Annotated in this window: 20 protein-coding genes and 3 pseudogenes; 11 read left to right on the top strand and 12 right to left on the bottom strand. The window is 69.0% G+C overall.

The annotated features are described in order from the left end of the window. Positions 1-18 precede the first annotated feature (18 nt). Positions 19-240 carry a hypothetical protein gene (locus LRS10_RS03645; protein WP_257836059.1) on the top strand — a complete coding sequence of 74 codons (222 nt, stop codon included), beginning with the start codon at positions 19-21 and terminating at the stop codon, positions 238-240. Here the strand turns inward: LRS10_RS03645 and LRS10_RS03640 are convergent. Next, on the bottom strand, positions 237-587 hold the full coding sequence (locus LRS10_RS03640; protein ID WP_257836058.1) for an MmcQ/YjbR family DNA-binding protein: 351 nt from the start codon (positions 585-587) through the stop codon (positions 237-239). The genes LRS10_RS03645 and LRS10_RS03640 overlap by 4 nt on opposite strands. 76 nt (positions 588-663) lie before the next feature. On the opposite strand from LRS10_RS03640, the gene LRS10_RS03635 reads away from it, so the two are divergent. Beyond that, the gene (locus LRS10_RS03635; protein WP_257836057.1) at positions 664-870 is read left to right on the top strand and encodes a hypothetical protein; all 207 of its coding nucleotides are present in this window, start codon (positions 664-666) and stop codon (positions 868-870) included. Here the strand turns inward: LRS10_RS03635 and LRS10_RS03630 are convergent. Then, the gene (locus tag LRS10_RS03630; RefSeq protein ID WP_257836056.1) at positions 864-2,639 is read right to left on the bottom strand and encodes a gamma-glutamyltransferase family protein; all 1,776 of its coding nucleotides are present in this window, start codon (positions 2,637-2,639) and stop codon (positions 864-866) included. The two genes, LRS10_RS03635 and LRS10_RS03630, sit on opposite strands and share 7 nt — an antisense overlap. Before the next feature lie 117 nt (positions 2,640-2,756). On the opposite strand from LRS10_RS03630, the pseudogene LRS10_RS03625 reads away from it, so the two are divergent. The 3 genes and pseudogenes from LRS10_RS03625 (at position 2,757) to LRS10_RS03620 (ending at position 6,402) form a co-directional block, all read left to right on the top strand. Continuing rightward, positions 2,757-4,327: pseudogene (locus LRS10_RS03625) on the top strand (M17 family metallopeptidase). A 97-nt stretch (positions 4,328-4,424) separates the two neighbouring features. Further along, positions 4,425-4,796 (top strand): annotated as a pseudogene (locus LRS10_RS24875) (hypothetical protein); the annotation flags it as partial. Between the two features lie 622 nt (positions 4,797-5,418). Next, positions 5,419-6,402 (top strand): hypothetical protein, encoded by a 984-nt coding sequence (locus LRS10_RS03620; RefSeq protein ID WP_257836055.1) that lies wholly within the window; start codon positions 5,419-5,421, stop codon positions 6,400-6,402. 56 nt (positions 6,403-6,458) lie between these two features. Here the strand turns inward: LRS10_RS03620 and LRS10_RS24870 are convergent. The 5 genes and pseudogenes from LRS10_RS24870 to ubiA all read right to left on the bottom strand — a co-directional run bounded on the left by LRS10_RS24870 (position 6,459) and on the right by ubiA (position 10,358). Beyond that, positions 6,459-6,804: pseudogene (locus LRS10_RS24870) on the bottom strand (VOC family protein). 366 nt (positions 6,805-7,170) lie between these two features. Then, entirely contained in the window at positions 7,171-7,833 is a 663-nt protein-coding gene (locus LRS10_RS03605; RefSeq protein ID WP_257836052.1) for a methyltransferase, read from the bottom strand. After that, positions 7,830-8,777: a fatty acid desaturase family protein gene (locus LRS10_RS03600; protein WP_257836051.1), complete on the bottom strand. Its 948-nt coding sequence runs from the start codon at positions 8,775-8,777 to the stop codon at positions 7,830-7,832. Before LRS10_RS03600 ends, LRS10_RS03605 begins: the two co-directional genes overlap by 4 nt. Then, positions 8,777-9,391 (bottom strand): TetR/AcrR family transcriptional regulator C-terminal domain-containing protein, encoded by a 615-nt coding sequence (locus LRS10_RS03595; RefSeq protein WP_257836050.1) that lies wholly within the window; start codon positions 9,389-9,391, stop codon positions 8,777-8,779. The genes LRS10_RS03600 and LRS10_RS03595 overlap by 1 nt, the downstream gene beginning before the upstream one ends. A gap of 43 nt (positions 9,392-9,434) precedes the next feature. Further along, positions 9,435-10,358 carry a 4-hydroxybenzoate octaprenyltransferase gene (gene ubiA / locus LRS10_RS03590; protein ID WP_257836049.1) on the bottom strand — a complete coding sequence of 308 codons (924 nt, stop codon included), beginning with the start codon at positions 10,356-10,358 and terminating at the stop codon, positions 9,435-9,437. A gap of 353 nt (positions 10,359-10,711) precedes the next feature. Between ubiA and LRS10_RS03585 the strand changes: the two genes are divergently transcribed. Next, a complete protein-coding gene (locus LRS10_RS03585) occupies positions 10,712-12,499 on the top strand; it encodes an ABC transporter ATP-binding protein (protein WP_257836048.1) in 1,788 nt (595 codons plus the stop codon). A gap of 93 nt (positions 12,500-12,592) precedes the next feature. Beyond that, positions 12,593-14,263 carry a carboxylesterase/lipase family protein gene (locus LRS10_RS03580; RefSeq protein WP_257836047.1) on the top strand — a complete coding sequence of 557 codons (1,671 nt, stop codon included), beginning with the start codon at positions 12,593-12,595 and terminating at the stop codon, positions 14,261-14,263. Here LRS10_RS03580 and LRS10_RS03575 read toward each other — a convergent pair. Both LRS10_RS03575 and ppk2 read right to left on the bottom strand, forming a co-directional pair. Continuing rightward, the gene (locus LRS10_RS03575) at positions 14,260-15,144 is read right to left on the bottom strand and encodes a winged helix-turn-helix domain-containing protein (RefSeq protein WP_257836046.1); all 885 of its coding nucleotides are present in this window, start codon (positions 15,142-15,144) and stop codon (positions 14,260-14,262) included. The two genes, LRS10_RS03580 and LRS10_RS03575, sit on opposite strands and share 4 nt — an antisense overlap. Positions 15,145-15,489: 345 nt before the next feature. Next, the gene (gene ppk2, locus LRS10_RS03570) at positions 15,490-16,242 is read right to left on the bottom strand and encodes a polyphosphate kinase 2 (RefSeq protein ID WP_257836045.1); all 753 of its coding nucleotides are present in this window, start codon (positions 16,240-16,242) and stop codon (positions 15,490-15,492) included. Positions 16,243-16,290: 48 nt separating this feature from the next. Here ppk2 and LRS10_RS03565 point away from each other — a divergent pair, with 48 nt between their 5' ends. Then, the gene (locus LRS10_RS03565; protein ID WP_257836044.1) at positions 16,291-17,007 is read left to right on the top strand and encodes a 16S rRNA (uracil(1498)-N(3))-methyltransferase; all 717 of its coding nucleotides are present in this window, start codon (positions 16,291-16,293) and stop codon (positions 17,005-17,007) included. On the opposite strand, the gene LRS10_RS03560 is transcribed toward LRS10_RS03565, so the two are convergent. Then, positions 17,004-17,429: a glyoxalase/bleomycin resistance/extradiol dioxygenase family protein gene (locus LRS10_RS03560; protein ID WP_257836043.1), complete on the bottom strand. Its 426-nt coding sequence runs from the start codon at positions 17,427-17,429 to the stop codon at positions 17,004-17,006. The genes LRS10_RS03565 and LRS10_RS03560 overlap by 4 nt on opposite strands. A gap of 158 nt (positions 17,430-17,587) precedes the next feature. On the opposite strand from LRS10_RS03560, the gene LRS10_RS03555 reads away from it, so the two are divergent. Beyond that, positions 17,588-18,943 (top strand): glutamate--cysteine ligase, encoded by a 1,356-nt coding sequence (locus LRS10_RS03555; protein WP_257836042.1) that lies wholly within the window; start codon positions 17,588-17,590, stop codon positions 18,941-18,943. A 37-nt stretch (positions 18,944-18,980) separates the two neighbouring features. Beyond that, on the top strand, positions 18,981-19,340 hold the full coding sequence (locus LRS10_RS03550) for a GFA family protein (protein ID WP_257836041.1): 360 nt from the start codon (positions 18,981-18,983) through the stop codon (positions 19,338-19,340). On the opposite strand, the gene LRS10_RS03545 is transcribed toward LRS10_RS03550, so the two are convergent. Further along, on the bottom strand, positions 19,337-19,879 hold the full coding sequence (locus tag LRS10_RS03545; RefSeq protein ID WP_257836040.1) for a DUF427 domain-containing protein: 543 nt from the start codon (positions 19,877-19,879) through the stop codon (positions 19,337-19,339). The two genes, LRS10_RS03550 and LRS10_RS03545, sit on opposite strands and share 4 nt — an antisense overlap. Positions 19,880-20,088: 209 nt before the next feature. Between LRS10_RS03545 and LRS10_RS03540 the strand changes: the two genes are divergently transcribed. Next, a complete protein-coding gene (locus LRS10_RS03540) occupies positions 20,089-21,936 on the top strand; it encodes a peptide MFS transporter (protein WP_257836039.1) in 1,848 nt (615 codons plus the stop codon). Here LRS10_RS03540 and LRS10_RS03535 read toward each other — a convergent pair. Continuing rightward, positions 21,933-24,050, bottom strand: coding sequence for a TonB-dependent siderophore receptor (locus LRS10_RS03535; protein ID WP_257836038.1), 2,118 nt, complete (start codon positions 24,048-24,050; stop codon positions 21,933-21,935). The two genes, LRS10_RS03540 and LRS10_RS03535, sit on opposite strands and share 4 nt — an antisense overlap. Positions 24,051-24,114 lie beyond the last annotated feature (64 nt).

Here is a 24,114-nt window from a genome sequence, read left to right as displayed (position 1 = left end):
CGGGTCTAGGATGGCGCCATGAAGCGCCTGGATCTCGACGACCTGCCCCCGAACGCCGCCGCCGTGCTGAAGGGGCTGGAGGTCGGCGAGGAGCTCCTGCTCGTACAGCATGGCGCGAGGGTCGGCCGGCTGGCGGCGGTCGGGGCGCCGCTCCTCCCGACCGAGCCGGAACTCCCGCCGGAGCAGAACGCGCGCGAGGTGTTCGAGGCCTTCCGCTCCGCCATCGAGGACGAGTTCTAGGCCCCGGCCTGAGCCTTCTCCCAGGCCTTCACGGCCGCCTTCTTCGCGATCTTGCGGAAGCGGCGCTCCAGGAAGTTGCGGAAGGAACCCGGGTGCAGGCTCTCCATCCGCGCCAGCACGCTCGGATAATCCTTGTAGTGCGGGGTGATGTGGAAGGTGGCCGGTTCGGCCTCCATCAGCATCTCGCGCTCGTCGAACGAGACGTCCATCAGGACGAGGCTTGCATCGTCGCGGCGCAGGCGCGTGAAGAACTTGCCGTCCACGAGATAGGCTGGCTTGCCGTAGCTGGTTCCCGTCGCCGTACCGGGGAAGGACAGGACGATGGCTTCCATCTCGTCGTGGGTCATGCGGTCACCCCTAGCAACTTCCCTTAGGTATTTCTCCTGGCTGTGAACGGAATCGCCGTTCTTCCAAACAGGCGTCATGTACCGCCTGCACGTGATCCACGAAGGGAGCGCCATCCCACGCGAGACGGTCACCGTCACGCGGGCCGCCGACATCCTGACCTCGATCCCCGAGGTGCTGCGCCGTCACCACGATTGCGAACGGATCGAGGTGACCGCGGGGACGACCCCGCTCTTCGCCGTGGACTCCAAGGGCCGGCTGCTGGAGGCCGACGCCTCTCAGTAGGCCAGGGCCACGCCGTCCTTGCGCATCTCGGTGGCGGCGGCGTAGCGGCCCGGCCACCGCTCGATCGCCTGATAGCCGCCATAGCCGCCGGGATCTGGCCTGAGACTCCAGCCAAGCGCCGCCAGCGCCTTCTGGGTCGCCGCGGGCACGCCGGTCTCAAGGTTGAGCACGCCCACCCCCTGCTGCGGCTCGCCGGTCGGCTCGGAAGACCCGCCATGGTGCCAACGCGGGCTGTCCCCGGCCTCCTGCACGCCCAGGCCGAAATCGACCATGTTCGAGATGATCTGCACCTGACCCTGGGGCTGCATGTCGCCGCCCATCACGCCGAAGGCGAGCCAGGGCTGGCCGTCCCGCGTCGCGAAGCCGGGGATGATGGTCTGGAAGGGCCGCTTGCCCGGCGCGTAGATGTTGGGGTGGCCGTCCTGGGTGGCGAACAGCTCGCCGCGATCCTGCAACATGAAGCCGAGGCCGTCCGGCGAGAGACCCGACCCCATGCCCCGGTAGTTCGACTGGATGATCGACACCATCATCCCGTCCGCATCGGCGGTCGTGAAGTAGGTGGTGTCGCCGCGGCTGGGGGCCTGGCCCGGATACACGGGCGTCAGGATCCTGTCGGGCCGGATCAGCCGGGCGCGCTCGCGGGCATAGTCCTTGGAGATCAGCCACTCCACGGGCGACTTATAGAAGTCCTGGTCGGCGTAGAAGCGAGCGCGGTCTTCGTAGGCGAGGCGCTTGGCTTCCACCGAATGGTGGATCGCCGCCGCCGACTGGAAACCGAAGCGGCGGTAGTCGAAGGTCTCCATGATGTTTAGCATCTGGAGAGTGGCCAGGCCCTGGGTGTTGTCGCCCAAAGCGTGCACCTCGACGCCCCGGTAGCGGGTGGCGTGGACCTGGGTCCAGACGGCCTTGTGCGCCGCCAGGTCGGCCCTGGTCATCCAGCCGCCGATCCGTCTGAAGTAGCGCTCGATGGTCTCGGCGATCTCGCCCTCGTAGAACGCGCGGCCGCCGCCCTGGGCGATCAGGCGGTAGGTGCGCCCCAGCGCCGGGTTCTTGAAGATCTCGCCCTCGGCCGGCGTCCGGCCCGTGGGCGCCCAGACCTTCAGGAAGTTCTCCACCTCCTCGATCTTGGAGGCCGGGTCGGTGAACCTCTTCTGGCTTCCCGCCAGGTAGAAGGCGACGTTCTGGGTGATCGGGTGGCCGGCCTCGGCGTAGTGGATGGCGTCATCGAACAGCTCGGCCCACTTTAGCTTGCCGTAGCGCTCGTGCAGGGCCCGCCAGGCGTCCACCGTGCCGGGTACGCTCACCGTCACCGCGCCCCATGAGGGCAGCAGTCCTCGCGCGTCGGCTCGGCTGCGCACCGTCTCCAGGGACAGGCCGCGCGGGGAGCGGCCGGAGCTGTTCAGGCCCATGACCTTCCCGGCCTTCGGGTCCCACAGCAGCACGTAGCAATCGCCGCCAATCCCGCAGGCGATGGGCTCCATCAGGCCCAGGCAGGCGTTGGCGGCGACAGCCGCGTCCGCCGCCGAGCCGCCCCTCTTCAGCACGCCGATCGCGGCCTGCGTCGCCAGCGGGTGGGCGGTCGCCGCCGCGCCGTTCACGCCCCAGGCCGCCGAACGAGAGGCGAAGTTGGCGCCGGCGATCCGGTCGCCGGCATGCACGTCGGGCCGCTTACGGTTCGGGTTGTCGCCGGCCACGATCTGCGACTGAGCCAGCGCCGGGCCCGCGGCGGCGACGGCGGGCAGGGTGGCGAGGAACGTGCGGCGGCGCATGGGCGGGAAGCTCCGGGGAACGCGGTGGTCGAAGTCTTAGCGGCGCCGGTCGCCACCGCCTAGCCAGCCCGCGTCCGCCTGCTAAACAAGCGGCACACTGTCTGTCCGGAGACCTTCATGCGCCTTGCCGCTCTGACGCTGGCCTCGACCCTCGCCCTTGCCGCCGCCGCCGCCGCCGAGGCGCGGCCCATCAGCTTCGCCGCCCAGGCGCCGCAGGACGGTGGCCTCGTGCTGCCGCTGGCGTCGGACGCCGACCTGGCGACGCGCGGCGCCGTGCTCGACCCCACGGTGCGCGCCGCGGTCGCCCGCGCACTCGCTTCGGCCAAGTTCGACTACAAGGCCGGTTCCAGCCTCAGCCTGCGCGGGCTGGGCGCCTATGACGAGATCCTGATCCTGGGCGCAAAGCCCGCGGAGGGCTCCGCCCTCACCGCCGTCGACCTGCAGAACCTCGGAGGCCAGGCGGCGCGGGCCACCGCCAAGTCCGAACGCCCGACCGCGTTTGTGGCCACCGGCCTCGGCGACCCCTTGCAACCGGCTGTCGGCGCGGCGCTGGGCGCCTACCGGTTCGCCGCCAGTTACAAGACGAAGACGCCTGGAGAGGCCGCGGAGCCGCAGGCGCTGGTCGTCGTGACCCCCGACGCCGCCGCCGCCCAGGCCGCTTATGCGCGCCAGGGCCGCGCCCTGGCCGAGGCGGTGGCCTTCGCCCGCGACCTGACGACCGAGCCGGCCAACATCGTCTATCCGGAGGTCTTCGTAGAGCGCACGCGGGCGGCCTTCAGGGGCGTGTCCGGCGTGACCATCGAGGCGCTCGATGTGCCGGCGATGCAGAAGCTGGGCATGAACGCGATCCTCAGTGTCGGCCAGGGCTCTCCGAGGCCGCCGCGGCTGTTGATCGTGGAATACAGGGGTGCGGGCGCCGGCGGCCCCCGGTGGTGCTGACCGGCAAGGGGATCACCTTCGATTCCGGCGGCACGTCGCTGAAGCCCGGCTCTGGCATGTGGAAGATGAAGGACGACATGGCCGGGGCCGCGTCGGCCATCGCCGCCGTGCTCTCCTTGGCCAAGTCCGGCGCGCCGGTGCACGTCGTGGGTGTCGCCGCCCTCGCCGAGAACATGCCGGACGGCGGCGCCGCCCGGCCGGGCGACGTGATCCGCGCCTACAACGGCAAGAGCATCGAACGCCTGAACACCGACGCCGAAGGTCGCATCGTCCTGGCGGACGCCACCGCGTACGCCGACAAGCGCTACAAGCCCGCCGCCATCGTCAACCTCGCCACCCTCACTGGCGCTGTCGGGACAGCGCTCGGCGACGACTACGCCGGCCTCTTCAGCCGCCACGACGGCCTGGTCGAACAGCTGCAGGCCTCGTCAAAGGCCTCGGGTGAGCCGGTGTGGCGCCTGCCCCTCCATCCCAGCTACGCCAAGGACCTGGAGAGCCCGATCGCCGACATCCGCGACATCGCCGAGGGCGGCGGCGCGGCCGGGGCGGGCATTGGCGCCCACTTCATCGGCTACTTCGCCGAGCCGACCACGCCCTGGGCGCACCTGGACATCGCCTCGGTCACCTGGATCGAACGCGACCAGCCGACGGCGCCAAAGGGCTCCCAGGGCTTCGGCGTCCGGCTGCTGGACGACTTCGTCCGCCGGTTCGACGCCGGCAAGGCGGCGGGGCGTGCGGCCCAGGACTGACGCCCGCGTCAACTTTCCGAGCGGCCTGACATAATTGCGCAATGCGGCTCGGATCATCTCGTTCGGATAACAAGAAATTCCGGACGGGAGGCTGGAGATGGGTTTGGCGCGTAGGTCGGGCGTGTGGTCCGCGGTCGTGGCGCTGGTTGCAGGCGTCGCCGCCCTCGTCGTGGGCCCTGCCCACGCGGCCCAGACGGTCGACAACTTTCGGCTGGCCGATCAGAACCTGATCGCCCGCGAGCTCTATCGGTTCGGCGACGCCAAGGCGGTCGTGCTGGTGGCCTACGCCTCGGGCGACGCCCAGCTTCGCAAGGATGCGCCGGCTCTGGCGGCCCTGAAGCGCGACTACGCCGGCAAGGGCGTGGAAATGCTCGCGGTGGCCTCGCGCCTCGGCGAGAAGCGCGAGGCGGTGAAGAAGGACGCCGCGGCGATCGGCTTCGACGCGCCCATCCTCTTCGACTACCAGCAGCTCGTCGGCGAGCAGCTGGGCGTAACCCGGGCGGCCGAGGTCTTCGTGGTCGACCCGAAGAGCTGGCAGGTCGTCTATCGCGGCCCCACGGCGGGCCCCCGCGCCGCGGTCGATGGCCTCGTCGCCGGCCGCCCGGCCGCCTTCACGAAGGTTGCCGCCAAGGGTGGGGCCATCGCCTTCCCCGAGCGCGCCAAGGCCGCGAGCTTCGCCAAGATCAGCTACGCCAACGAGGTCGCGCCGATCATCCAGGCCAAGTGCGCCACGTGCCACCAGCCGGGCGGCATCGGCCCGATGCCGCTGAACACCTACGAGCAGGTCAAGGGCTTCTCGCCGATGATCCGCGAAGTGATCCGCACGGGCCGCATGCCGCCCTACATGGCTGACCAGACGGTGGGCCATTTCAAGGACGACGACCGCCTCAGCCCTGACCAGATCAAGACCCTCGTCCACTGGATCGAGGCGGGCGCGCCGCGAGGCGAGGGCGAGGACCCGCTCGCCAAGATCGACTTCAAGGCGCCCGACTGGCCGCTGGGCAAGCCGGACGTGATCGTCGAGATTCCCGCCCTTCACCATCCCCGCCCAGGGCGTGCTGGACTACCAGCGCCCCGTTGTGCCGAGCGTGATGACCGAGGGCCGCTGGATGAAGGCGACGACCTTCCGGGTCACCGACCGGCAGGCGGTGCACCACATCCTGACCGGCGTGGTCGACGGCGAGTTCAAGACCGGCGACACCGCGACCGAGACCCAGTGGGGCGCTTCGCTCGGCGGCTACGGCCCGGGCCGCGGATCGAACATCAATCCCGACGACCACGGCGTCTGGGTGCCGCCGTCCGGCGGCGTGGCGTTCCAGAACCACTACACGCCCTACGGCCGCGAGACGGTCGAGAAGACCCAGATGGGGATGTACTTCTATCCCAAGGGGCAGGAGCCCAAGTACGTGCTCCGCACCATGGGTATCTTCGACTTCTCGATCGTGATCCCGGCCAACACCGAGGAGCACCACGAGCAGGCCTACCTCCAGTTCCCGAAGGACGCGATCATCTACGGCCTGACGCCGCACGCCCACCACCGCGGCTCGTCGGCGAGCGTCTCGGTGATCTATCCGGACGGTCGCGAGCAGATGCTGCTCTCGCTGCCGCGCTACGACTTCAACTGGCAGTACGAGTACTTCCTGGCCGAGCCGTTGAAGATCCCGGCCGGGACCAAGGTCGTGACGCGCTACACCTACGACAACTCCAAACGGAACCCCGCGAACCCCGACCCCAACAAGGTGGTCACCTGGGGCGAGCAGTCGTGGGAGGAGATGCTCGCCACCTACCTGCACTACCGCTGGGTCGACGAGACCGTGCAGGACCAGCGGCCGGACTACGACAAGCAGCTGCAGGCCACGCTCTTCATGGGCGCCATGGACGACAACTTCGACGGCAAGCTGCAGAAGGCCGAGCTGAAGGGGCAGACTGGCGACATGATGGCCAAGTTCTTCGGCGTCATCGACAAGAACGCCGACGGCGCTCTCGACCCCGACGAACTGCGCGAGGCGCAGAAGCTGATGCCGCGCCGCCGGCAATCGGCCGAGACCGAAGCGCCGAAGGCCGGCGGCAACTAGCTCGGCGCCCAGTCGAGAAGGGGCCGCGGCCGCAGACCGCGGCCCTTTCTTTGCGCTTAACCCTCGCTCCAGACAGCCAGTTCGTTGCCGCCTGGATCCTGGAAATGGAAGCGGCGGCCGCCGGGGAAGCTGAAGATCGGGGCGGTGATCACGCCGCCAGCGGCTTTCACCCTGGCCTCCATGGCCTCGAGGTCATGGGCGTAGAGCACCACCAGCGGGGGCTTCTTCGGATTCTCGGCGTCCGGATTGTAGAAGCCCCCCGTCGAGCCCCTGGTCGAACGCTTGATAGTTTGGACCGTAGGCCTGGAAGGTCCAGCCGAACGCCGCGCCGTAGAACGCCGTCTGCGCGGCCATGTCCTCGGCGGGCAGCTCCACGTAGTCGATCTTGCCGTCTTCTCTCATCACCCGCCTTCTTTCGTGTTCCTGTATTGTTCTAGACGGCGCAGGCGCCGCGCGCAAGCAGTGACGCTGTTCGCCTAGGTGAACGCGGGGAGCCCGCAGGCGGACTAAGGTCCTCATCCAACGGGAGAATTGGTGTCCAGGTGTCGGTGCAGGACGTTCTGGTGAGTGTGCGGCCGTTGCCCGGCGGGTGGCTGATGGACTGCAGCGCCGGCGTCGAGCCGGTCGTGTTCGGCTCGGGCGCGCGAGCCGAGGCCAGGCGCACGCTTTGGCGCAGAAACTCGCCGGCGGCGGCGCGGACGCTCGGGTGCTGGTCCACGATCGGAGGCATCGGCTGGTGGGCACGACCCGGTATTTCGCCGCGGCGCGCTAGGGCAGGGCCCAGACGGCCGTCCTCTTGACTTCCATGTCCTCCAGCTCGCGGGTGGTGGGCACCTGGTATTCGGCGAGCTTCACCAGGCCCTCGCGTGGGAAGTAGCTGCGGCCCGGGTCGCCGATCAGCACGGCCGCGCCGCGGTCCCGCGCCTCGCCGAGCCAGGCCATCACGCGCGCGGCGAGCGGCTTCTCGTAGCAGATGTCGCCCGCCAGGATCACCTCGGCCCAGGCGGGGGCCGGCGCCTCCAGCAGGTCGGCGTCGGTGAACTCCGGCGCGACATCGTTGGCTTCGCTGTTCACCGCCAGCGCCGCGCCGCAGAACGTGTCGATGTCGGCGGCCAGCACGCGCCCCGCGCCAGCCTTCAGCGCCGCGATGGCTACGATCCCCGAGCCCGAGGCGAAGTCGACCACGCCCTTGCCTGCGACGAGACCCGGATTGTCGAGCACATAGCGTGAGAGCGCTTGGCCCCCCGCCCAGGCGAAGGCCCAGAACGGCGGCGGCAGGCCGATCTCGGCGAGCGCCTCCTCGGTCATGCGCCAGATGGGCGTGATCTCGTCGGCGAGATGAAGCGTCAGCTCCGGCGTGTGCGGCGGCCGCTGCGGACGGGTGTTCTCGAGGATGAAGGCGCGGCGCGCTTCGAGGGTGGGGGCGATCACGCCGCCACGGCTACGCGCTCGGGCTTGCCGGACGCAAGCTTCAGCACGTCGAGATAGCCGGGCGCCGACAGCATCTTCCCGGTGACGCCGCTGCGCTCCAGATGGGCCCGGACCTTCGGCAGGTTGTAGCAGGGCACGTGCATGAACATGTGGTGCTCGCAGTGGTAGTTCACCCAGTAGGGGGCGAGCAGGGCGCGTTCCAGCCAGTTCGCGTGGGTGGTCCGGGCATGGCGCAGCGGATCGGGCTCGTCCTTGGCCACGAGGGCGTGTTCGGCGATGTTCCGCAGGCGGGTGACCATCGGCAGCCAGGTCGCCTGGGGCAGCAGCCAAAGGACGAACCAGGCCCACCAGAACCCGAACGGTGCGGTAAGAGCGATGGTCGCGACCATCCCCGTGAAGAAGCGCTTCCGAGAGACGACGGCGTCGCGGAGGATGGGCCACAGGGGCTCGCCCGCCTTGCGCACGCGCAACCGCTTCACCAGACCGGCCCAGCGCTGCTTGTAATAGGTCTGGCCCGTCAGATCGCGGACGATCTTGCGGCGGAGCGAGGTGCGGGTGATCGGGAACGGGGCCGACAGGACGAGGTCCGGGTCCTCGGTCTGCTGGGCGTACTTGTGATGGCCGAGGTGATAGGTCCGGTAGGCGACGAGGCCGCCGGGGGTGAGCTTGTCGCCCAGGAAGTCGTTGACCTTGAGGTCCGGGTGCAGCGCGCCGTGGGCGGCGTCGTGCATCAGGATGGCGAGGCCGAGCTGCCGGGCGCCGATGATCATGACCGCCAGCGGTATGGTGATCGGGAAGGCCAGGGCCATGGCGGCGGCCGCGCCGATGACCAGCCAGGCGTGGGCCATAATGGCCGGTCCCTTCCAGGCCGACTTCTTCGCCAGAGGCGCCCACTCCTCGGGTGTGAAATAGTCCTTCGGACTCACGCGGGCGGCGGCGGGCATCAGGCGGCTCCGGCTTTTGGACGGTGTCGCAGCAGAACGACCATCTCCTCGACGGCCTGCTCGACTGTGGCGTCCGTGGCGCCTTCGCGCAGGGCGATGCCGAGCGCCAGGGTCCAGAACCGCCGGGCGACGGCGCCCGCATCCTCGCCGGCGTTCCAGCCGCGGCGGGCGCGCACGTCGGCGTAGGCACGGTCGCCCTCGGCGTGCAGCCGCTCGAACGTGCGTTCGATCAGGGGCGCAAGGTCCTGGCGGCGTCGCGTCAGCGAGAGGGCCTCGACGAACAGCGCGAGGCCGGGGGAGCCGATCACCGTCTCCACGAGGCGACGGTTGTAGTCCCGGCCGCTGGCCGCGGTGGACGCCGCCTGTTCGGCCTGACGCGCCACGTACAGCACCTCGCGGCAGGCAGCCTCGACGAACAGGGCCTCCTTGGTGCGGAAGTAGTAGGTCACCTGGCTGGGATAGGCGCCGGCGGCCATGGCGATCTCGGCGACCGCGACCCCGGCCAGCCCCTTCGCCTTGAAGAGCTCGACGGCAGCATCCAGCAGGCGCGAGCGCATCCGCTTCCCGGGCTCCCGGAGCGGACGTACCTCAGCAAGCGCATGGACGTCGGCCATGCACTTATTTGTATGTCATACAAGAAACGAAGTCAAAGCCGGCTCAGAGCGTGTAAGCGCCCGCCGCAATGGCCGCGAACAGCACCAGCCCCGCCCATGCGTTCGACTTGAACAGAAACAACGCCTGCGCCGGCTGGTCCGCCCGCACCCGCCTCGCCTGAAGCACCAGGTGGACGCCATAGAGCGCGAACAGCGGCAGGAAGAACACGGTGAGCGCCGCCGTGAACCCCGCCGCGAGCGTCAGGGCCAGGCTGATGCCGTAAAAGACCGCCACGCCTCGCCGGACGTTCGCGCCCAGCCTGCGGGTAGAGGATTTCACGCCGACGAGAGCGTCGTCCTCCAGGTCCTGGATCGCGTAGATGGTGTCGTAGCCGAGGGTCCAGAAGACACCGCCGAGGTACAGCAGCACGGGCGCCAGCGTCAGTTCTCCGGCCGCGGCGGCGAAGCCCATCAGGGCGCCCCAGTTGAAGGTCAGGCCCAGCCACGCCTGCGGCCACCAGGTGATCCGCTTCATGAACGGATAGGCGGCGACGAGCAGGCAGGAGGCGACGCCGAGCCCGAACGCCAGCTGGCCCAGGGTCAGGAGGATGGCGAGCGAGACCAGGCTGCAGCCGATCACGAACGCCCAGGCCTGCTTGACGCTGATCCGCCCGGACGCCACCGGCCTCGCCGCGGTGCGGGCCACCCTCGCGTCGATGTCTCGGTCGACGATGTCGTTGTAGGCGCAGCCGGCCGCCCGCATGAGCGCGGCGCCGAGGAAGAACTTGAGGAGCAGCGTGGCGTCCGGCCAGCGGCCGGCCATCGCGCAGGCGAGGGCGATCCCTTGCCAGCCGGGCAGCATCAGCAGCCAGATCCCCGCCGGCCGGTCGAACCGCCCGAGCTTCAGCCACGGCCGCAGCGCCCGCGGCGCGTGCCGGTCCACCCAGTTGGTCGGGGCCGCGTCGGGGAGGCGGTCGGTGCTGGTCATGGCCGGCGGCTTAGCAGAAGTGGCGGTGTGGCCGAAATGCCGCTTGTGAAACCATGTTCTGCGGTCGGCTTGACCCTCGACGGACCCGGGCCTAACTCAAAGCCTTCGAGGCCGAGGAGGGAGGACAGCATGACGTTCGTCGCGCCGCTTTCCCGCCAACGCCCCGGGCCGCCGCCGCACCCCTAGCTTCGCTCGGACAGCCTGTCCCGGGCCCGCTCTCGCCGGTTGATCCGCGCGAGCTCGCCCTGTCGCTCGGTCCGGCCGCCTCACGTCATCCCATCGCCAAACTCCCGGACGTTCGGCGTGCGCCGCCCGCGACGCAACCCGCCGGATCTCCGTTCCCGAGACCGACCATGACCGACCATTACGAAGACGCCGAGGAGAACCGTCGGCGCGTGCTCTCGAACCGGCAGGTGCTGGGCTTCGTCGCCAGCTACTGGCGCCGCCAACCCTGGCTGCTCGCCGGCACGGTGGGCCTGACGCTGCTGGCCATCGGCTTCGATCTGGCCATGCCCTGGGCGGCTGGCCGGCTGGTTGAAGCCGTCGTCGCCGGTCCGGCCAACCCCGACCCCGCCTGGGCCGCCTGGGCGCTGTTCGTGGGCGTGTACTTCGCCTTCTCGGTAATCCGGAACACCGCCATGCGCTTCCTCATCCCGATGAGCGCCAACAACATGAAGGCGATGACCGACGACGCCTTCCGGCGGGTGCAGTCGTTCTCGGCCGACTGGCACGCCGACACCTTCGCCGGAGCCACGGTCAGGCGCCTGTCGCGCGCGATGTGGGGGTACGACACCGTCACCGACGCCACGGTGATCTGGTTCGGCCCGGCTTTTCTGGTGCTGGGCGGCCTCTGCGTGATGATGCTGCTGCGCTGGCCCGTGGTCGGCCTCTTCGCCGCCGTCGTGGTCGTCGCCTATGTGGCCTCGAACATCTTCCTCACCGGCCTCTATGCCCGCCCCGCCAACCAGAAGTCGGTGGCGCTGGACTCGCGCATCGGCGGAGCGCTGGCCGACTCCATCTCCTCGAATGCGACGGTGAAGGCCTTCGGCGCCGAGGCGCGAGAGGAGGCCCGGATCGGTGCGGTCACCGAAACCTGGCGCCGCGCCACCATCCGTAGTTGGAGCCGCTTCACCGACCTTTGGCTGTTCCACAACCTGCTGCTCGTCGCGCTGCAGGCGGGCCTCACCGGGCTGCTGGTTCGGGAGTGGACGCAGGGCCGCGCCGGCGCGGGCGACATCGCCTTCGCCATCACCTCCTTCATGCTCATGACCGGTTACCTGCGCAACATCGGCGAGAACATCCGGATGGCGCAGCGGGGCATGGACGACATCGAGGATGTCGCCCGCTATCTGCAGACCGACCCCCAGGTCCTCGACAACCCGAAGGCCCGGCCATTCCGGCGCGACCTCGGCGAGATCGCCTTCGACCGGGTGACCTTCCGCTACAAGTCGGCGGACCAGGACCTCTACCGCGACTTCAGCCTGGTGATCGCGCCGGGAGAACGCGTGGCGCTGGTGGGGCCGACGGGCTCGGGCAAGTCGACGTTCGTGAAGCTGGTGCAGCGCCTCTACGACGTACAGGGCGGACGCATCCTGATCGATGGCCAGGACGTCTCGCAGGTGGCCCAGGCCAGCCTCCGCCAGGCGATCGCGGTGGTCCCGCAGGATCCGGCGCTCTTCCATCGGACGATTGCCGAGAACATCGCCTATGCCCGTCCCGACGCGACCCAGGCCGAGATCGAGCTGGCGGCGAAGCGCGCCCGCGCCCACGACTTCATCGCCCGCCTGCCCAAGGGCTACGACACCCTGGTCGGCGAGCGTGGCGTGAAGCTGTCCGGCGGCGAGCGGCAGAGGGTGGCCATCGCCCGGGCGTTCCTGGCCGACGCCCCGATCCTGGTGCTGGACGAGGCCACCTCATCCTTGGACGTCGAGACCGAGCGCCAGGTGCAGCAGGCGATGGAGGAGCTGATGGCGGGACGGACCACCATCGTCATCGCTCACCGCCTGTCGACCATCCGCGGCGCCGACCGGATCCTGGTGTTCGAGAACGGCCGCATCGTGGAGGAAGGGCGTCATGCCGACCTGGTCAAGCGCGGCGGAGCCTACGCCCGGCTGCATGCGGTTACCGAAGGGATGATCTGAGTACCGCAGAACGGCTGTTGCGCCGGTTCTCCGATTTCGTAAACTCGGTATGTTCCTGGGCTCAAGATCCCGGGCGTTCGGGGGAGAGGGATCATGGGGCACGGCTTCGATCGACGTTTCGTGCTGGGCGCAGGGGCGGCCATGCTGTCCGCTCCCGCATTCGGCCAGGGGGCGGATCCAGTTGTGAAGACCACGGCCGGCCAGGTGCGCGGGCGACAGGCCGGCGGAGTGCTGGTCTTCAAGGGAGTCCCCTACGGCGAGAGCACCGCGGGCGCGAACCGCTTTATGCCGCCGAAGCCGAAGGCGGCCTGGGACGGCGTCCGCGATTGCCTGGCCTACGGCCCCACCGCGCCGCAGATGAACGTGCCGACGCTCCGCCCGGGCCAGACGCCCGGCCCCAGACTGCCCAGCCCGATCGGCGGCGGCTCGCCAGTCCCCGAGCCGCCGGTCAGCGAAGACTGCCTGGTGCTCAACGTCTGGACGCCATCGACGAGCGGCAAGCGCGCGGTGCTGTTCTGGATGCACGGCGGCGGCTTCTCCACCGGCTCGGGCTCCTCCACCTGGTACGACGGGACCAACATCGCCCGGAAGCAGGACGTTGTGATCGTCACGATCAACCATCGCCTCAACGTTCTGGGCTACTGCGACCTCTCGGGCCTCGGCGGCCGCTTCGCGCACAGCGGCCATGTGGGCATGCTGGACTGCGTCCTGGCGCTCCAGTGGGTGCGGGACAACATCGCCCGGTTCGGCGGCGATCCCGACCGCGTGCTGATCCACGGGGAATCCGGGGGCGGCCGGAAAACCAGCGTGATGATGGGCTTCACCCCGGCGGTGGGGCTGTTCCACCGGGCGGTCGTGCAGAGCGGCTCGCAGCTTCGCCTCGACAGTCAGGCGCTCGCCCGGGAGAAGGCGGCCCGGCTGCTGAAGGCGCTGGAGATCGCGCCGGGCGAAGTCGACAAGCTGCAGAACGTGCCGGTGGCGGACCTCGTCCGCGCCGGGGCCAGGGCCGCCGCGGGCCTGGGCCAGTGGCGGCCTCAGGTGGACGGAGACTATGTGCCGGGGCACCCCTTCGATCCGGCCGCGCCCCAGCTCTCGAAGCACGTGCCGATGATGATCGGCACGAACCGCACCGAGCAGTCGGTGTTCCTTGGCGGCGATCCGGCCATGGACAACCTGACCCAGGAGGGACTGACGAAGCTCGCGGCCGCGTGGGTCCCACCGGGCCGGGCCGACGAGACCGTGGCGCTCTATCGCCGCCTGCATCCGCAGAAGAGCCTCGCCGAGCTCGCCTACATGATCACAACGGACCGCAGCTATTTCCTGGATTCCACGATCCAGGCCGCGCGGAAGGCGGATCAGGGCGGCGCGCCAGCCTACTACTATGCCTTCTACCGGCAGACGCCGGTGCAGGGTGGGCGCTACTTCACCCCGCACGCCATGGAGATCCCCTACGTCTTCGACACGCTCGCCAACGCCGATCGTATGGTCGGCCCCGTGACCCCGGAGGACCAGGCTTTCGCCGACCAGGTCAGCGCCGCCTGGGCCAACTTCGCCAAGACCGGCAGGCCGTCGGCGCCGGGCCTGCCGTCCTGGCCGGCCTACAATTCCAGAACCCGGCCGACGATGGTCCTCGACCTTCGGAGCCGGATCGAGAACGATCCCCGCGGCGCGGAGCGAAAGCTGATGGCCAGCTTCGGCTCCCAGCAGGATCGCCAGAGCGAGCTCCCGCCACCCGGCCAGACCGGTGGCGACGCACCGGGCTAGATCGCCGCTTCCAAGGCGCCCGCCAAGTCTCCGCGGCGGGCGACCCGGACCTCCGCGAGGTTCAGCCAGGCCGCCATCCGCCTCAGTTCCTGAGCCAGGGCGGGTGCGGTGGCGTCGCTAGCCCAGGGCTCCGCGTGGCTGGCCTGCACGAGCAGGGCTCCCGCCTTGCGGTCGGCCTTCAGATCTACGCGGGCCGTGAGGGCGTCGCCCTCGAGGAACGGCAGGACATAGTAGCCGTGGGTACGCTTCTCGGCCGGCGTGTAGATCTCCAGCCGAACCCTGACGCCGAACATCCGCTCGGTACGGTCGCGGAACCAGATCAGGTTGTCGAAGGGCGAGAGCAGGGCGTGGGCTCCGATCCTCCGAGGCCGGCGGGCGGCCGGATCAAGATAGGCCGCCTCGCGCCAGCCCTTCACCGTCACCGCCACGAGGTCGCCCGCTTCGACGAGCTCGGCCAGTCGCTGCCTCGTCTCTTCCACGCCCATTCGGAAGTAGTCGCGCAGGTCCCGGGCTGTCGCGATCCCCATCGCGCGGGCGGCGATCTTCAGCAGCTCGCGTTGGGCCGCCTCGCGGGACGGTGTCGGCGCGTCGCGCACCGGCGTTGGCAGCACCTTGTCCGGCAGCCCATAGACGCGCTCGAAGGTCCCGCGCCGAGTGGCGGTGGTGAGCTCGCCCGCCCAGAACAGGCACTCGAGCGCCTTCTTGGATTCGCTCCAGCCCCACCAGCCGCCCTGGCCCTTGTGGCCCATCTCGAGTTCCGACGACGAGAGCGGGCCTCGTCGGTCGATCTCGTCCAGCACGTCGTCGAGAAAGTCGCGGCGCTCCCGCAGGAACTTGGCGATGCCTTTCCACGTGCCGACGCCGTCTCTCGCGTCCTGCATCCGCCAGCGGAACAGCGGCTGGCTGGCGAGGGGGGAGCAGGGAGGCCTCGTGGGCCCAGTACTCGAAGAAGGCCTTCTTCCGGCCCCAGGCCAGCTCCTCGAGCAGCTCCCGCGGATAGGCGCCCAGTCGGGAGAAGGCCGGCAGGTAGTGGGTGCGCGAGACCACGTTGACGCTGTCGATCTGCACGACGCCGAGCCGCTCCACGAGCTTCGTCAGCTGCCGGCGACCGACCTCGGCCTCGCGGTCGCCGCCGAACCCTTGGGCCGCCAGCGCGATGCGCCGGGCTTCGCCGGCAGTCAGGGAATCCCTCATTCGGCCAAGCTAGAACGAACGAAGAACATGGGTCAACGGAACAGGCGGTTCGCCGCGTCGGCCGAGTAGCTGAAGACCACGTTCGGATCCGGCTCCTTCTCGGTTCGGCCGATCTCCGGCGCCAGGCTCTTGAGCAGGAAGCGAAGGATGTTGAGCCGCGCCTGCTTCTTGTCGTCGGTCTTCACGATGGTCCAGGGCGCGTGACTGGAGTGGGTGCGGGCCAGCATCTCGTCGCGTGCGGCCGAATAGGCGTCCCACTTCTCCTGGGCGACGGCGTCCAGCGGGCTCACCTTGAGCGCTTTCAGCGGGTCAGAGCGTCGCTCGTCGAGCCGGCGGCCCTGCTCCTCGCGTGAGATGTCGAGCCACAGCTTGACCACCTGCAGCCCGCCGTCGGTCAGCATCCGTTCGAAGATCGGCGCGTCCTGCAGGAAGACCTCCTGCTCGCTCAGGGTGGAGAAGCCCATGACCCGCTCAACGCCCCCGCGATTGTACCATGAGCGGTTGAGGATCACGAGCTCGCCCACGGCGGGCAGATGAGCCGTGTAGCGCTGGAAGTACCACTGCGTCTGCTCGCGTTCGGTGGGCTTCGGCAGGGCGACGACGCGGGTCTGGCGGATCGAGAGGTGCTCGACGATGCGCTTTATGGCGCCGTCCTTGCCGGCCGCGTCGCGCCCCTCGAAGATGACAAGATCCTTCTCGCCGGCCTCGATGGCCCGCTGCTGGAATCGGACAAAGCCCAGCTGCAGCGCCTCGATCTCGCGGTCGTAGTCATCGTTCTTCGCCATGCGGCTCAGCCTATGCGGGGAATGTGCGGGGAGGCTAGAACGCGCCAGATGATCCGTCTGTTCGTGACGCACGACCTGGCTGCCGCCGCCGAGCTCACCCTCGACGAAGGACAGAGCCGCTATCTGGGCGCGGTGATGCGGGCGAAGGCGGGCGACGAGCTCCGCGTCTTCAATGGCCGTGACGGCGAGTGGCGGGCGCTCGTGGCGGCCGTCGGCAAGCGCGCGGTGACGCTGCAGGTGATCGACCCCGCCCGGCCGCAGGGAGCGGGTCCCGACCTGGACCTCGTCGTGGCGCTGGTGAAGCGCGGGCCCCTGGAGACCATCGTGGAGAAGGCGGCAGAACTGGGCGTTCGGCGCATCCGGCCGGTGATTACCGAACGGACGAATGCGGACCACACTCGCGTCGAGCGGCTGCGGGTCATTGCAACGGAGGCCTCGGAGCAGACGGGGCGGTTGGACGTGCCTGAGGTCGCCGAACCCGTGAAGCTGGAGGCGCTGATCGCCGGCTGGGAGGCCGGACGGCGGCTGCTGTTCTGCGACGAAGCGGGCGGCGCCCAGCCGGCGCTGCAAGCTCTGAAGGGGGCGGCAGGGCCGTGGGCTGTCCTGATCGGTCCGGAAGGCGGCTTCTCGCCACGCGAGCGCGAGATCCTGCGGGGCCTCCCGTTCGCGGTCGCCGCGACGCTGGGGCCGCGGATCCTGCGGGCCGACACCGCTGCGATCAGCGCATTGACCCTCTGGCAGGCGGCGGCCGGCGACTGGCGCTAGTCGCCGGCGTACTCGCTCTCCTCCTCGGCGTCCGTGGGGCTCTCGAAGTCCAGGCGATATCCGTCGGGATCCGTGAATCCGGTCACCCACAGCCCGTTGCCCACGAAGGGGCGAGCCGGAGAAAGCCCCCGGGCGCGCGCCTCGCGCCAGACAGCGATGGCGTCGTCGCACATGAAGCAGATCGAGACGCCGACGCCCGGAGCGCCCTCCGGCCGGCGATCCGGGCGGTAAGCCTGGAGCATGATCGACACACCGTCTCGCCGCAGCGCGCACCAGCGGAGCAAGCCTTCATCGATCCAGCGGTGGGTCACCTCGAAGCCCAGGCCGGCTTCGTAGAAGCGCAGCGACTGGGCCATGTCGGCGACGTTGAAGAATGGGACCGCCTCGCGGATGTTGGCGGCGGACGCGGACACTTCAGCCATGGGTCCCCTCCGTGCGGAAGCGCTACGGTACCGCCCACTTGAGCTTGCGGGAATTGCCCCCACCTACCTGAACGACGTAAAGATCACGGCCGCACGGGACCTCGCCCTTCTGGGGACCTTGTCTGGGCGATCCGGGTTGGGCTGGGGAGGTATTGGGAATGGCCGAAGTCGCGTGCAGCGATCGCCCGCTGGTGTTCGAGGACCTCGTCCGCTGGTTCGAGAAGGGCGCAAAGCCAGCCAGCGAATGGCGCGTAGGCGCGGAGCACGAGAAATTCGTCTTCAGGCTGGGCAGCCATGAGCCCGTCCCCTACGAGCCCGGCGGCATCAAGGCGCTGCTGGACGGCCTGACCCGCTTCGGGTGGCGGCCGGTGTCCGAGGGCGACAACGTCATCGCGCTGGAGCGCGGCCTGGCCAATGTCAGCCTGGAGCCGGGCGGTCAGTTCGAGCTCTCGGGCGCGCCGCTCGAGACGGTGCACGACATCTGCGAGGAGACCGGGCAGCACCTGCAGGAGGTGAAGGTCGTCGCCGACGAGTTGGGCCTCGGCTTCCTGGGCCTGGGCTTCACCCCGCTGTGGACCCGCGAGCAGATCCCCGTGATGCCCAAGGGGCGCTACAAAATCATGCGGGAGTACATGCCCAAGGTCGGCTCGATGGGACTCGACATGATGTTCCGCACCTGCACGGTGCAGGCCAACCTCGACTTCGGCTCGGAAGCCGACATGGTCGCCAAGTTCCGCACGTCCCTGGCCCTGCAGCCGATCGCGACGGCGCTGTTCGCCAATTCGCCGTTCAAGGAAGGTAAGCCGACAGGCCTTCTGTCGAGCCGCGCCAACGTCTGGACCGACACCGATCCCGACCGCACGGGCATGCTGGACTTCGTGTTCCGCGACGGCTTCGGCTTCGAAGCCTATGCCAACTACGCCCTCGACGTGCCGATGTACTTCGTGAAGCGCGACGGCCGGTACATCGACGTCGCCGGCCGTTCGTTCCGCGACTTCATGGCCGGCAAACTGCCGGAGCTTCCGGGCGAGAAGCCGACGCTGAAGGATTGGGCCGACCACACCACGACGATCTTCCCCGAGGTCCGGCTGAAGCAGTACCTTGAGATGCGCGGCGCCGATTCCGGGCCGTGGAGCCGCCTGTGCGCCCTGCCGGCGCTCTGGATGGGGGTGCTGTATGACAGCGCCGCACTCGCCGCCGCCTGGGACCTGGCCAAGGGCTGGGACATCGAGGACCACGAGCGCCTCCGCGCCGACGTGGCGCGCCTGGGCCTGAAGGCGGAGGTCGGCGGCCGCAGCGTCCAGGACGTGGCCAGGGACATGCTGGCCATCGCCGCTGAAGGCCTGAAGCGCCGCAATCGGCTGTCGGGGGGCCTCGTCGACGAGAGCGGCTACCTCTCCGAGCTGCAGCACATCGCCGAGACCGGGGTCACGCCCGCCGAGCGTCTGCTGGAGCTCTACGAGACCCGCTGGAACGGCGACGTGAGCCGCGTCTTCGAGGACTTCGCCTACTAGGATGGGCGTCTGGTCAGGGTCCTGCCATTGCGGCGCGGTGCGTTTCCGCGTCGAGGGCGAGATCAAGGAGACCATCCGTTGCGGCTGCTCGCTATGCCGTCGCAAGGGCGCCGAAATGGCCACGGTCCACGAGAGCGCGCTGATCATCCAGGCGGGCGAGGACAACCTCAGCCTCTACCGCTGGAACACCGGCGTCGCGCGGCACTACTTCTGCCGCACGTGCGGGATCTATCCCTTCCACAAGAAGCGTTCGATGCCCGACCACTACGGGGTCAACGTGGGCTGCCTAGACAACTTCAAGGCGCCCGCCGGCACGCCCTATCGCTGGTCGGAGGGGACGGACATGAGCGTGCGGCCCGGCGGCCGCGCGGACTGGACCGGGCCGCCCGACGACTAGCGCAAGCCGCCGTCCGGGCCGCTGCCGGGACCGGGGCCCTTCACGTTCGGCTCCCAGTGCTCGCGCTGCGTCGTGCCGTCGCCGGCGTCCGTGTGCTGGATGATCTCGTCCACCTCTTCGCGCGTCATGTAGCTGCGGTCTTCGGCGGGCGCCGTGTCCTTGTGGTGCGGATTCACCTTGGCGTCATCCACGGCATAGACCTCGACCTCGGGATAGAAGGCGATGCGCCCGTTGATCTCGCCGACGGCGTCGTACGGGCTCTCGTAGGTCCAGGCCGCCTTCTCGACCAGCTCGCCGTCCATGTAGAGGCTGTAGTGGCCGGCGTCGCCCTTGTACGGGCAGTGGGTCACGTGGTCGGTGCGGGTGAAGTACTCCATCGCCACGTCGCCGCGCGGGAAATACACCACCGGGCCGAGGTTGGCCTCCTGCAGGATCAGGGCGTCGTTGGTGTCGGCGATCACGTGGCCGGCGAAATAGGCGCGCCAGCGGGTGTTCGCGGGTTGGATGGTGATCGGATGGTCGGCGCCGGGGGTCAGCATGCGAGGCTCCTGCTTCGGGCGGATCTGTCCGCCTGAGAACGCCGCAGGTGCGATCAAAGCTCCGCCGGGTGCGACGTATCGCCGATATGGGGAGAGACGGTTGCTTGTGCTTGCCGGTTCCGCGTGATTTTCTCCCGCAAATCTCGGGCCGTCGGGACAAACCTTCCCGAAGCTACGGAAGTCCATAGGGAAATCGGAACCTCCTCCGCATGAATCTCATCGTCCTGATCGGCATAGCGATCACGCTCATCACGGGCCTGCCCGTGCTGATGCAGCTCCGCAAGAACCACCCGCGCGGGCTGATCATCCTGTTCTTCGCCGAGATGTGGGAGCGCTTCTCCTACTACGGCATGCGCTCCATCCTGATCTTCTACCTGACCCAGCACCTGCTGTTCGACGACGAGACGGCCAACGCCCAGTACGGTTCGTACACCTCGCTGGTGTACCTGCTGCCGCTGCTCGGCGGCATTCTCGCGGACCGCTACATCGGCACGCGCAAGGCGGTGGCGTTCGGGGCCCTCCTGCTGGTGGCCGGCCACCTGACGATGGCCGTGGAAGGCAATCCGGCGACCCAGACCCTGACCTACGCGGGCCAGACCTATCAGATCGCCTCGCAGGGCCTAATGGAGGAGCGCCAGGTCCGGCTGGTGGTCGATGGCCAGGCGCACGAGTTCGGCCCGGCGGCCGGCGGCGGCCTGGAGATCAAGAACCTGCCGGCGACCGCGCCGCTCCCGTCGGTGCTGCCGGATGGATCGTATCAGCTGACGAACACCGTGGATCCGTTCGGCAAGAACGCCTTCTACCTGGCGGTCTCTCTGATCATCATGGGCGTGGGCTTCCTCAAGCCGAACATCTCCACCCTGGTGGGGCAGCTCTACCCGCAGGGCGACCCGCGGCGGGATTCCGGCTTCACCCTCTACTACTACGGCATCAACCTGGGCGCGTTCTGGGCCTCGGTCCTCTGCGGCCTCCTGGGCGTGAAGTTCGGCTGGTGGGCGGGCTTCGGCCTGGCCGGCGTCGGCATGCTCGCCGGCTTCATCGTCTTCGTGCTCGGCAAGAAACATCTGCAGGGCAACGGCGAGCCGCCGAACCCCGAACTGCTCAAGAAGCCCGTGGCGGGACCGATCAACCGCGAATGGCTGATCTACGGCCTGGCCATCCTCGGCGTCCTGCCGGTCTGGTGGCTGGTGCAGCGCAACGCCGTCGTCGGCGTGGCGCTGGGTATCTCGACCGTCGCCTCGTTCATCGGCATCGGCCTGATCATCGCCTTCATGGCCAAGACCTGGGTCGAGCGGCAGCGGATGATGCTGGCTACCGTGCTCATCCTCGGCGCCGTCGTGTTCTTCACCCTCTTCGAACAGGCCGGCACATCGCTGAACCTGTTCGCAGCCCGTAACGTGGAGCTGGTGGGCGTCAGCGCCGCCCAGACCCAGTCGTTCAACGCTGGCTACATCCTGATCTTCGCCCCGATCTTCGCGGCCATGTGGGCGTGGCTCGCCCAGCGCGGCCGCGACCCGAATCCGACGCTGAAGTTCGGTCTGGGCCTCTTCCAGGTGGGCCTGGGCTTCATGGTCGTCGTCTGGGGCGCGAGCTTCGCCGACGAGAACTACCGCCTGCCGATGATCTTCCTGGCGCTGCTCTACATGTTCCACACGACGGGCGAGCTGTTCCTGTCGCCCGTGGGCCTGTCGGAAATCACCAAGCTCAGCATCGCCAAGGTGGTCTCCTTCATGATGGCCGTCTGGTTCCTGTCTTCATCCGTCGCCCAGTACGTCGGCGGCTGGATCGCGGGCATGGCCGGCACCCACACGGTGGGCGGCCAGGTGACCGACCCGGCGGCCTCGCTGGCGGCCTCGCTGAAGGTGTTCAACATGCTCGGTCTCTGGGGCATGGGCATCGGCGTGGCCTTCGTGCTGCTCAGCTTCTTCATCAAGCACTGGGCGCATGGCGCGAACGACCCGTCGGGCCATGCTCAGCCCGAGCCGATCGCCCCTGTGCTCGACGGCGAGCGCCAGGCGGTCAGCCCGGCGGCGATCCGGCGGGACCTGAACAGCTAAGTCAGGCCGCAGCGCTGAAAAAGACGAAGGCCGCGGATCGCTCCGCGGCCTTCTCTGCTTCCGGGGCTTGCGGGGCGAGCTAGCCGCCGAAAGTCTTTCGGACGCGCACATAGAGCGTGCGTCCGGGGGGTGAGGTCGCGGTCGTCGGTGTAGGCCAGCGAGCCGGTGCGCCGATCGCCGTTGTAGGACTGGGTGTTGAAGCGGATGCCGCGCTCGGCGAGGTTGCCGAACTCCACGCGCAGGATGGTGTCGGGGCTGAGCCGCTTATCGACCCAGGCGGTGACGTAGGCGTTGTGCAGCTTCACGTCCGTGACCGAGTTGTAGCGATAGGTGGTCTGCGACCAGCCACTGAACACCGCCACGCCGACGCTCGCGCCCCACTGCGGCAGGTCCTGGGTGTAGCGGGCCTCCCATTCCAGCGGCCGCAGGCGCGAAATCTCGCGCTTGGTGAGCGTCGTCGGGTCGATCACCTCCGACCAGCGCCGGTTCAGCTCGCCCTGCAGGATGCCGCCCTTCCAGCCCAGGGGGTCCGTCGGGACCTGCAGCGTCACGATTAGCTCGTCCTTGGTCCCGTCGCCGATGTTCGTCGGGCGGTCGAAGATCTTGCCGTCCGGCGCCCGTTCCGGGCCGCGGTCGATGACGTCGGTCAGTTCGGAATGGCGGTAGGTGACGGTCACGGCGCCGCTCTTCCAGAACCGCTGCTCGAGCGCGATCTCGCCGACCCAGGCCTGTTCCGGATCGAGGTCGGGATTTCCGACCGTGACGCCGGTGCCTTCCTCGAAGTCGGCGCCGGCGACGAAGTCGTCGAAGTTCAGCTGACCGACCACGCGCTCGATGCGGCCGCGGAGTTGGGTGCTGGGCAGCGGCTGCCAAGCCACCGCCAGGCGGGGCTTCAGGAAGCTGAGGCTCTTCTCCAGGACCACGTCGCCGTCGGATGAGATGTCGGAGGCCTCGAAGCGCAACCCGCCGTCCAGCGTCCACTGGGGGGCCGGCCGCCACACGACCTTGGCGAAGGCCTCGCCGCGCAGCTCCTCCACCTGGACGTCGCCCGCAGGCAGAGGCTGGCGGACGCCATTGGTGAACTGCTCGGACTGACTGTCGAGCTTGTTGAGCGCGGTCTCGCCACCGGCCTCGAAGGATAAGGTCGCCGAGCGCTGATGCTTCAGCACGGCCCGACCGATCGTCTCGTTGTAGGTGCGCTCATTGCGGAAGTCGTCGACGACGGCTCCCTGGCGGAACAGATCGAAGCGGTGGAAGTCGGAGTCGCTGCGCAGGGCGACGACCTCCAGCTTGGTCCGGGGTCCGAAATCGCGGTTGTAGCGGGCGCCGACCTCCGTCTCGAACTCGTCGTAGGGCGAGGTGATGTTGGCCGTGGCCAGATCGGCCGGCTCGAGGTAGCGGATGGTGTTCTCGCTCTTCCAGCTGTCCCAGAAGGCGCGCCCGTTGAGCGTGAGCCGGCCGCCGAGCAGAGGCTGACTGTAGCCGGCGGTGATGGTCTGCTGCAGGCCGTCGCTCTCGGACTCGTAGTCGGCGCGGCGGAGAATCCGGCCATCGGGCGCGATGCGGACCGAGGGGCCGAACTGGCCGCCGTCGTCGTTGCCGTAGCCGTAGCGGATCGTCGTCTCCCAGGTGCGCTGGCCGTCGCCGCCCGACAGTTCCAGGCGCATGCCGTGCATGTTGCGGCCGTCCCAAAGGTGGTTGTTGGCCACGGCGAAGAGGCCGCGGAAGCTCGCGCCCTGCTTCCGCACCACGTTGGCCAGCACCGACTTGCCCTGCATGTCGATGCCCGGCGCGCCGCCGCGGATGATGTCGATGCGCTCAACCGCGCTCACCGGCACCCGGCGCAGGATTTCTTCCAGGTTGTCGCTCTTGCTGGCCGGCCGCTGCCCGTCGATCAGCACATTGCCGGCCGCGCCTTCGAATCCGCGGACGTTGTCGCCGGTATCGAGATTGAAGCCGGGCACGCGGGCCAGCATCTCGGCGGCGTTGGAGGCCTGCTGGCCCTCGAAGAAGCTGGCGGGGTAGCTGATCACGCCCTGCTGCGGCTGAGCCGGGACGGCGGCAGGCGGCGCGGCGGCGACAGCCGCCTGCGCCAGGATGTTTGCGATCAACATGTCTCTGAACTCCCCAAGTGGGAGCAGATGGCCTGGGGGGCGGGCTGGGGGCCAATTAAATGCC

The sequence above is a fragment of the Phenylobacterium sp. J426 genome (assembly GCF_024699945.1).
Lineage (GTDB): Bacteria > Pseudomonadota > Alphaproteobacteria > Caulobacterales > Caulobacteraceae > Phenylobacterium.
Note: the sequence above shows the minus strand (reverse complement) of the source record. Positions and strands in the feature narration are given on the sequence as shown.

Excerpts from the sequence above, each read along its gene's own strand:
- LRS10_RS03645 (WP_257836059.1), top strand. The coding sequence starts at position 19 with ATGAAGCGCCTGGATCTCGACGACCTGCCCCCGAACGCCGCCGCCGTG.
- LRS10_RS03640 (WP_257836058.1), bottom strand. The coding sequence starts at position 587 with ATGACCCACGACGAGATGGAAGCCATCGTCCTGTCCTTCCCCGGTACG.
- LRS10_RS03635 (WP_257836057.1), top strand. The coding sequence starts at position 664 with ATGTACCGCCTGCACGTGATCCACGAAGGGAGCGCCATCCCACGCGAG.
- LRS10_RS03630 (WP_257836056.1), bottom strand. The coding sequence starts at position 2,639 with ATGCGCCGCCGCACGTTCCTCGCCACCCTGCCCGCCGTCGCCGCCGCG.
- LRS10_RS03620 (WP_257836055.1), top strand. The coding sequence starts at position 5,419 with ATGACCGAGGGCCGCTGGATGAAGGCGACGACCTTCCGGGTCACCGAC.
- LRS10_RS03600 (WP_257836051.1), bottom strand. The coding sequence starts at position 8,777 with ATGCCCGCCGCCGCCCGCGTGAGTCCGAAGGACTATTTCACACCCGAG.
- LRS10_RS03595 (WP_257836050.1), bottom strand. The coding sequence starts at position 9,391 with ATGGCCGACGTCCATGCGCTTGCTGAGGTACGTCCGCTCCGGGAGCCC.
- ubiA (WP_257836049.1), bottom strand. The coding sequence starts at position 10,358 with ATGACCAGCACCGACCGCCTCCCCGACGCGGCCCCGACCAACTGGGTG.
- LRS10_RS03585 (WP_257836048.1), top strand. The coding sequence starts at position 10,712 with ATGACCGACCATTACGAAGACGCCGAGGAGAACCGTCGGCGCGTGCTC.
- LRS10_RS03580 (WP_257836047.1), top strand. The coding sequence starts at position 12,593 with ATGGGGCACGGCTTCGATCGACGTTTCGTGCTGGGCGCAGGGGCGGCC.
- LRS10_RS03575 (WP_257836046.1), bottom strand. The coding sequence starts at position 15,144 with ATGCAGGACGCGAGAGACGGCGTCGGCACGTGGAAAGGCATCGCCAAG.
- ppk2 (WP_257836045.1), bottom strand. The coding sequence starts at position 16,242 with ATGGCGAAGAACGATGACTACGACCGCGAGATCGAGGCGCTGCAGCTG.
- LRS10_RS03565 (WP_257836044.1), top strand. The coding sequence starts at position 16,291 with ATGATCCGTCTGTTCGTGACGCACGACCTGGCTGCCGCCGCCGAGCTC.
- LRS10_RS03560 (WP_257836043.1), bottom strand. The coding sequence starts at position 17,429 with ATGGCTGAAGTGTCCGCGTCCGCCGCCAACATCCGCGAGGCGGTCCCA.
- LRS10_RS03555 (WP_257836042.1), top strand. The coding sequence starts at position 17,588 with ATGGCCGAAGTCGCGTGCAGCGATCGCCCGCTGGTGTTCGAGGACCTC.
- LRS10_RS03545 (WP_257836040.1), bottom strand. The coding sequence starts at position 19,879 with ATGCTGACCCCCGGCGCCGACCATCCGATCACCATCCAACCCGCGAAC.
- LRS10_RS03540 (WP_257836039.1), top strand. The coding sequence starts at position 20,089 with ATGAATCTCATCGTCCTGATCGGCATAGCGATCACGCTCATCACGGGC.
- LRS10_RS03535 (WP_257836038.1), bottom strand. The coding sequence starts at position 24,050 with ATGTTGATCGCAAACATCCTGGCGCAGGCGGCTGTCGCCGCCGCGCCG.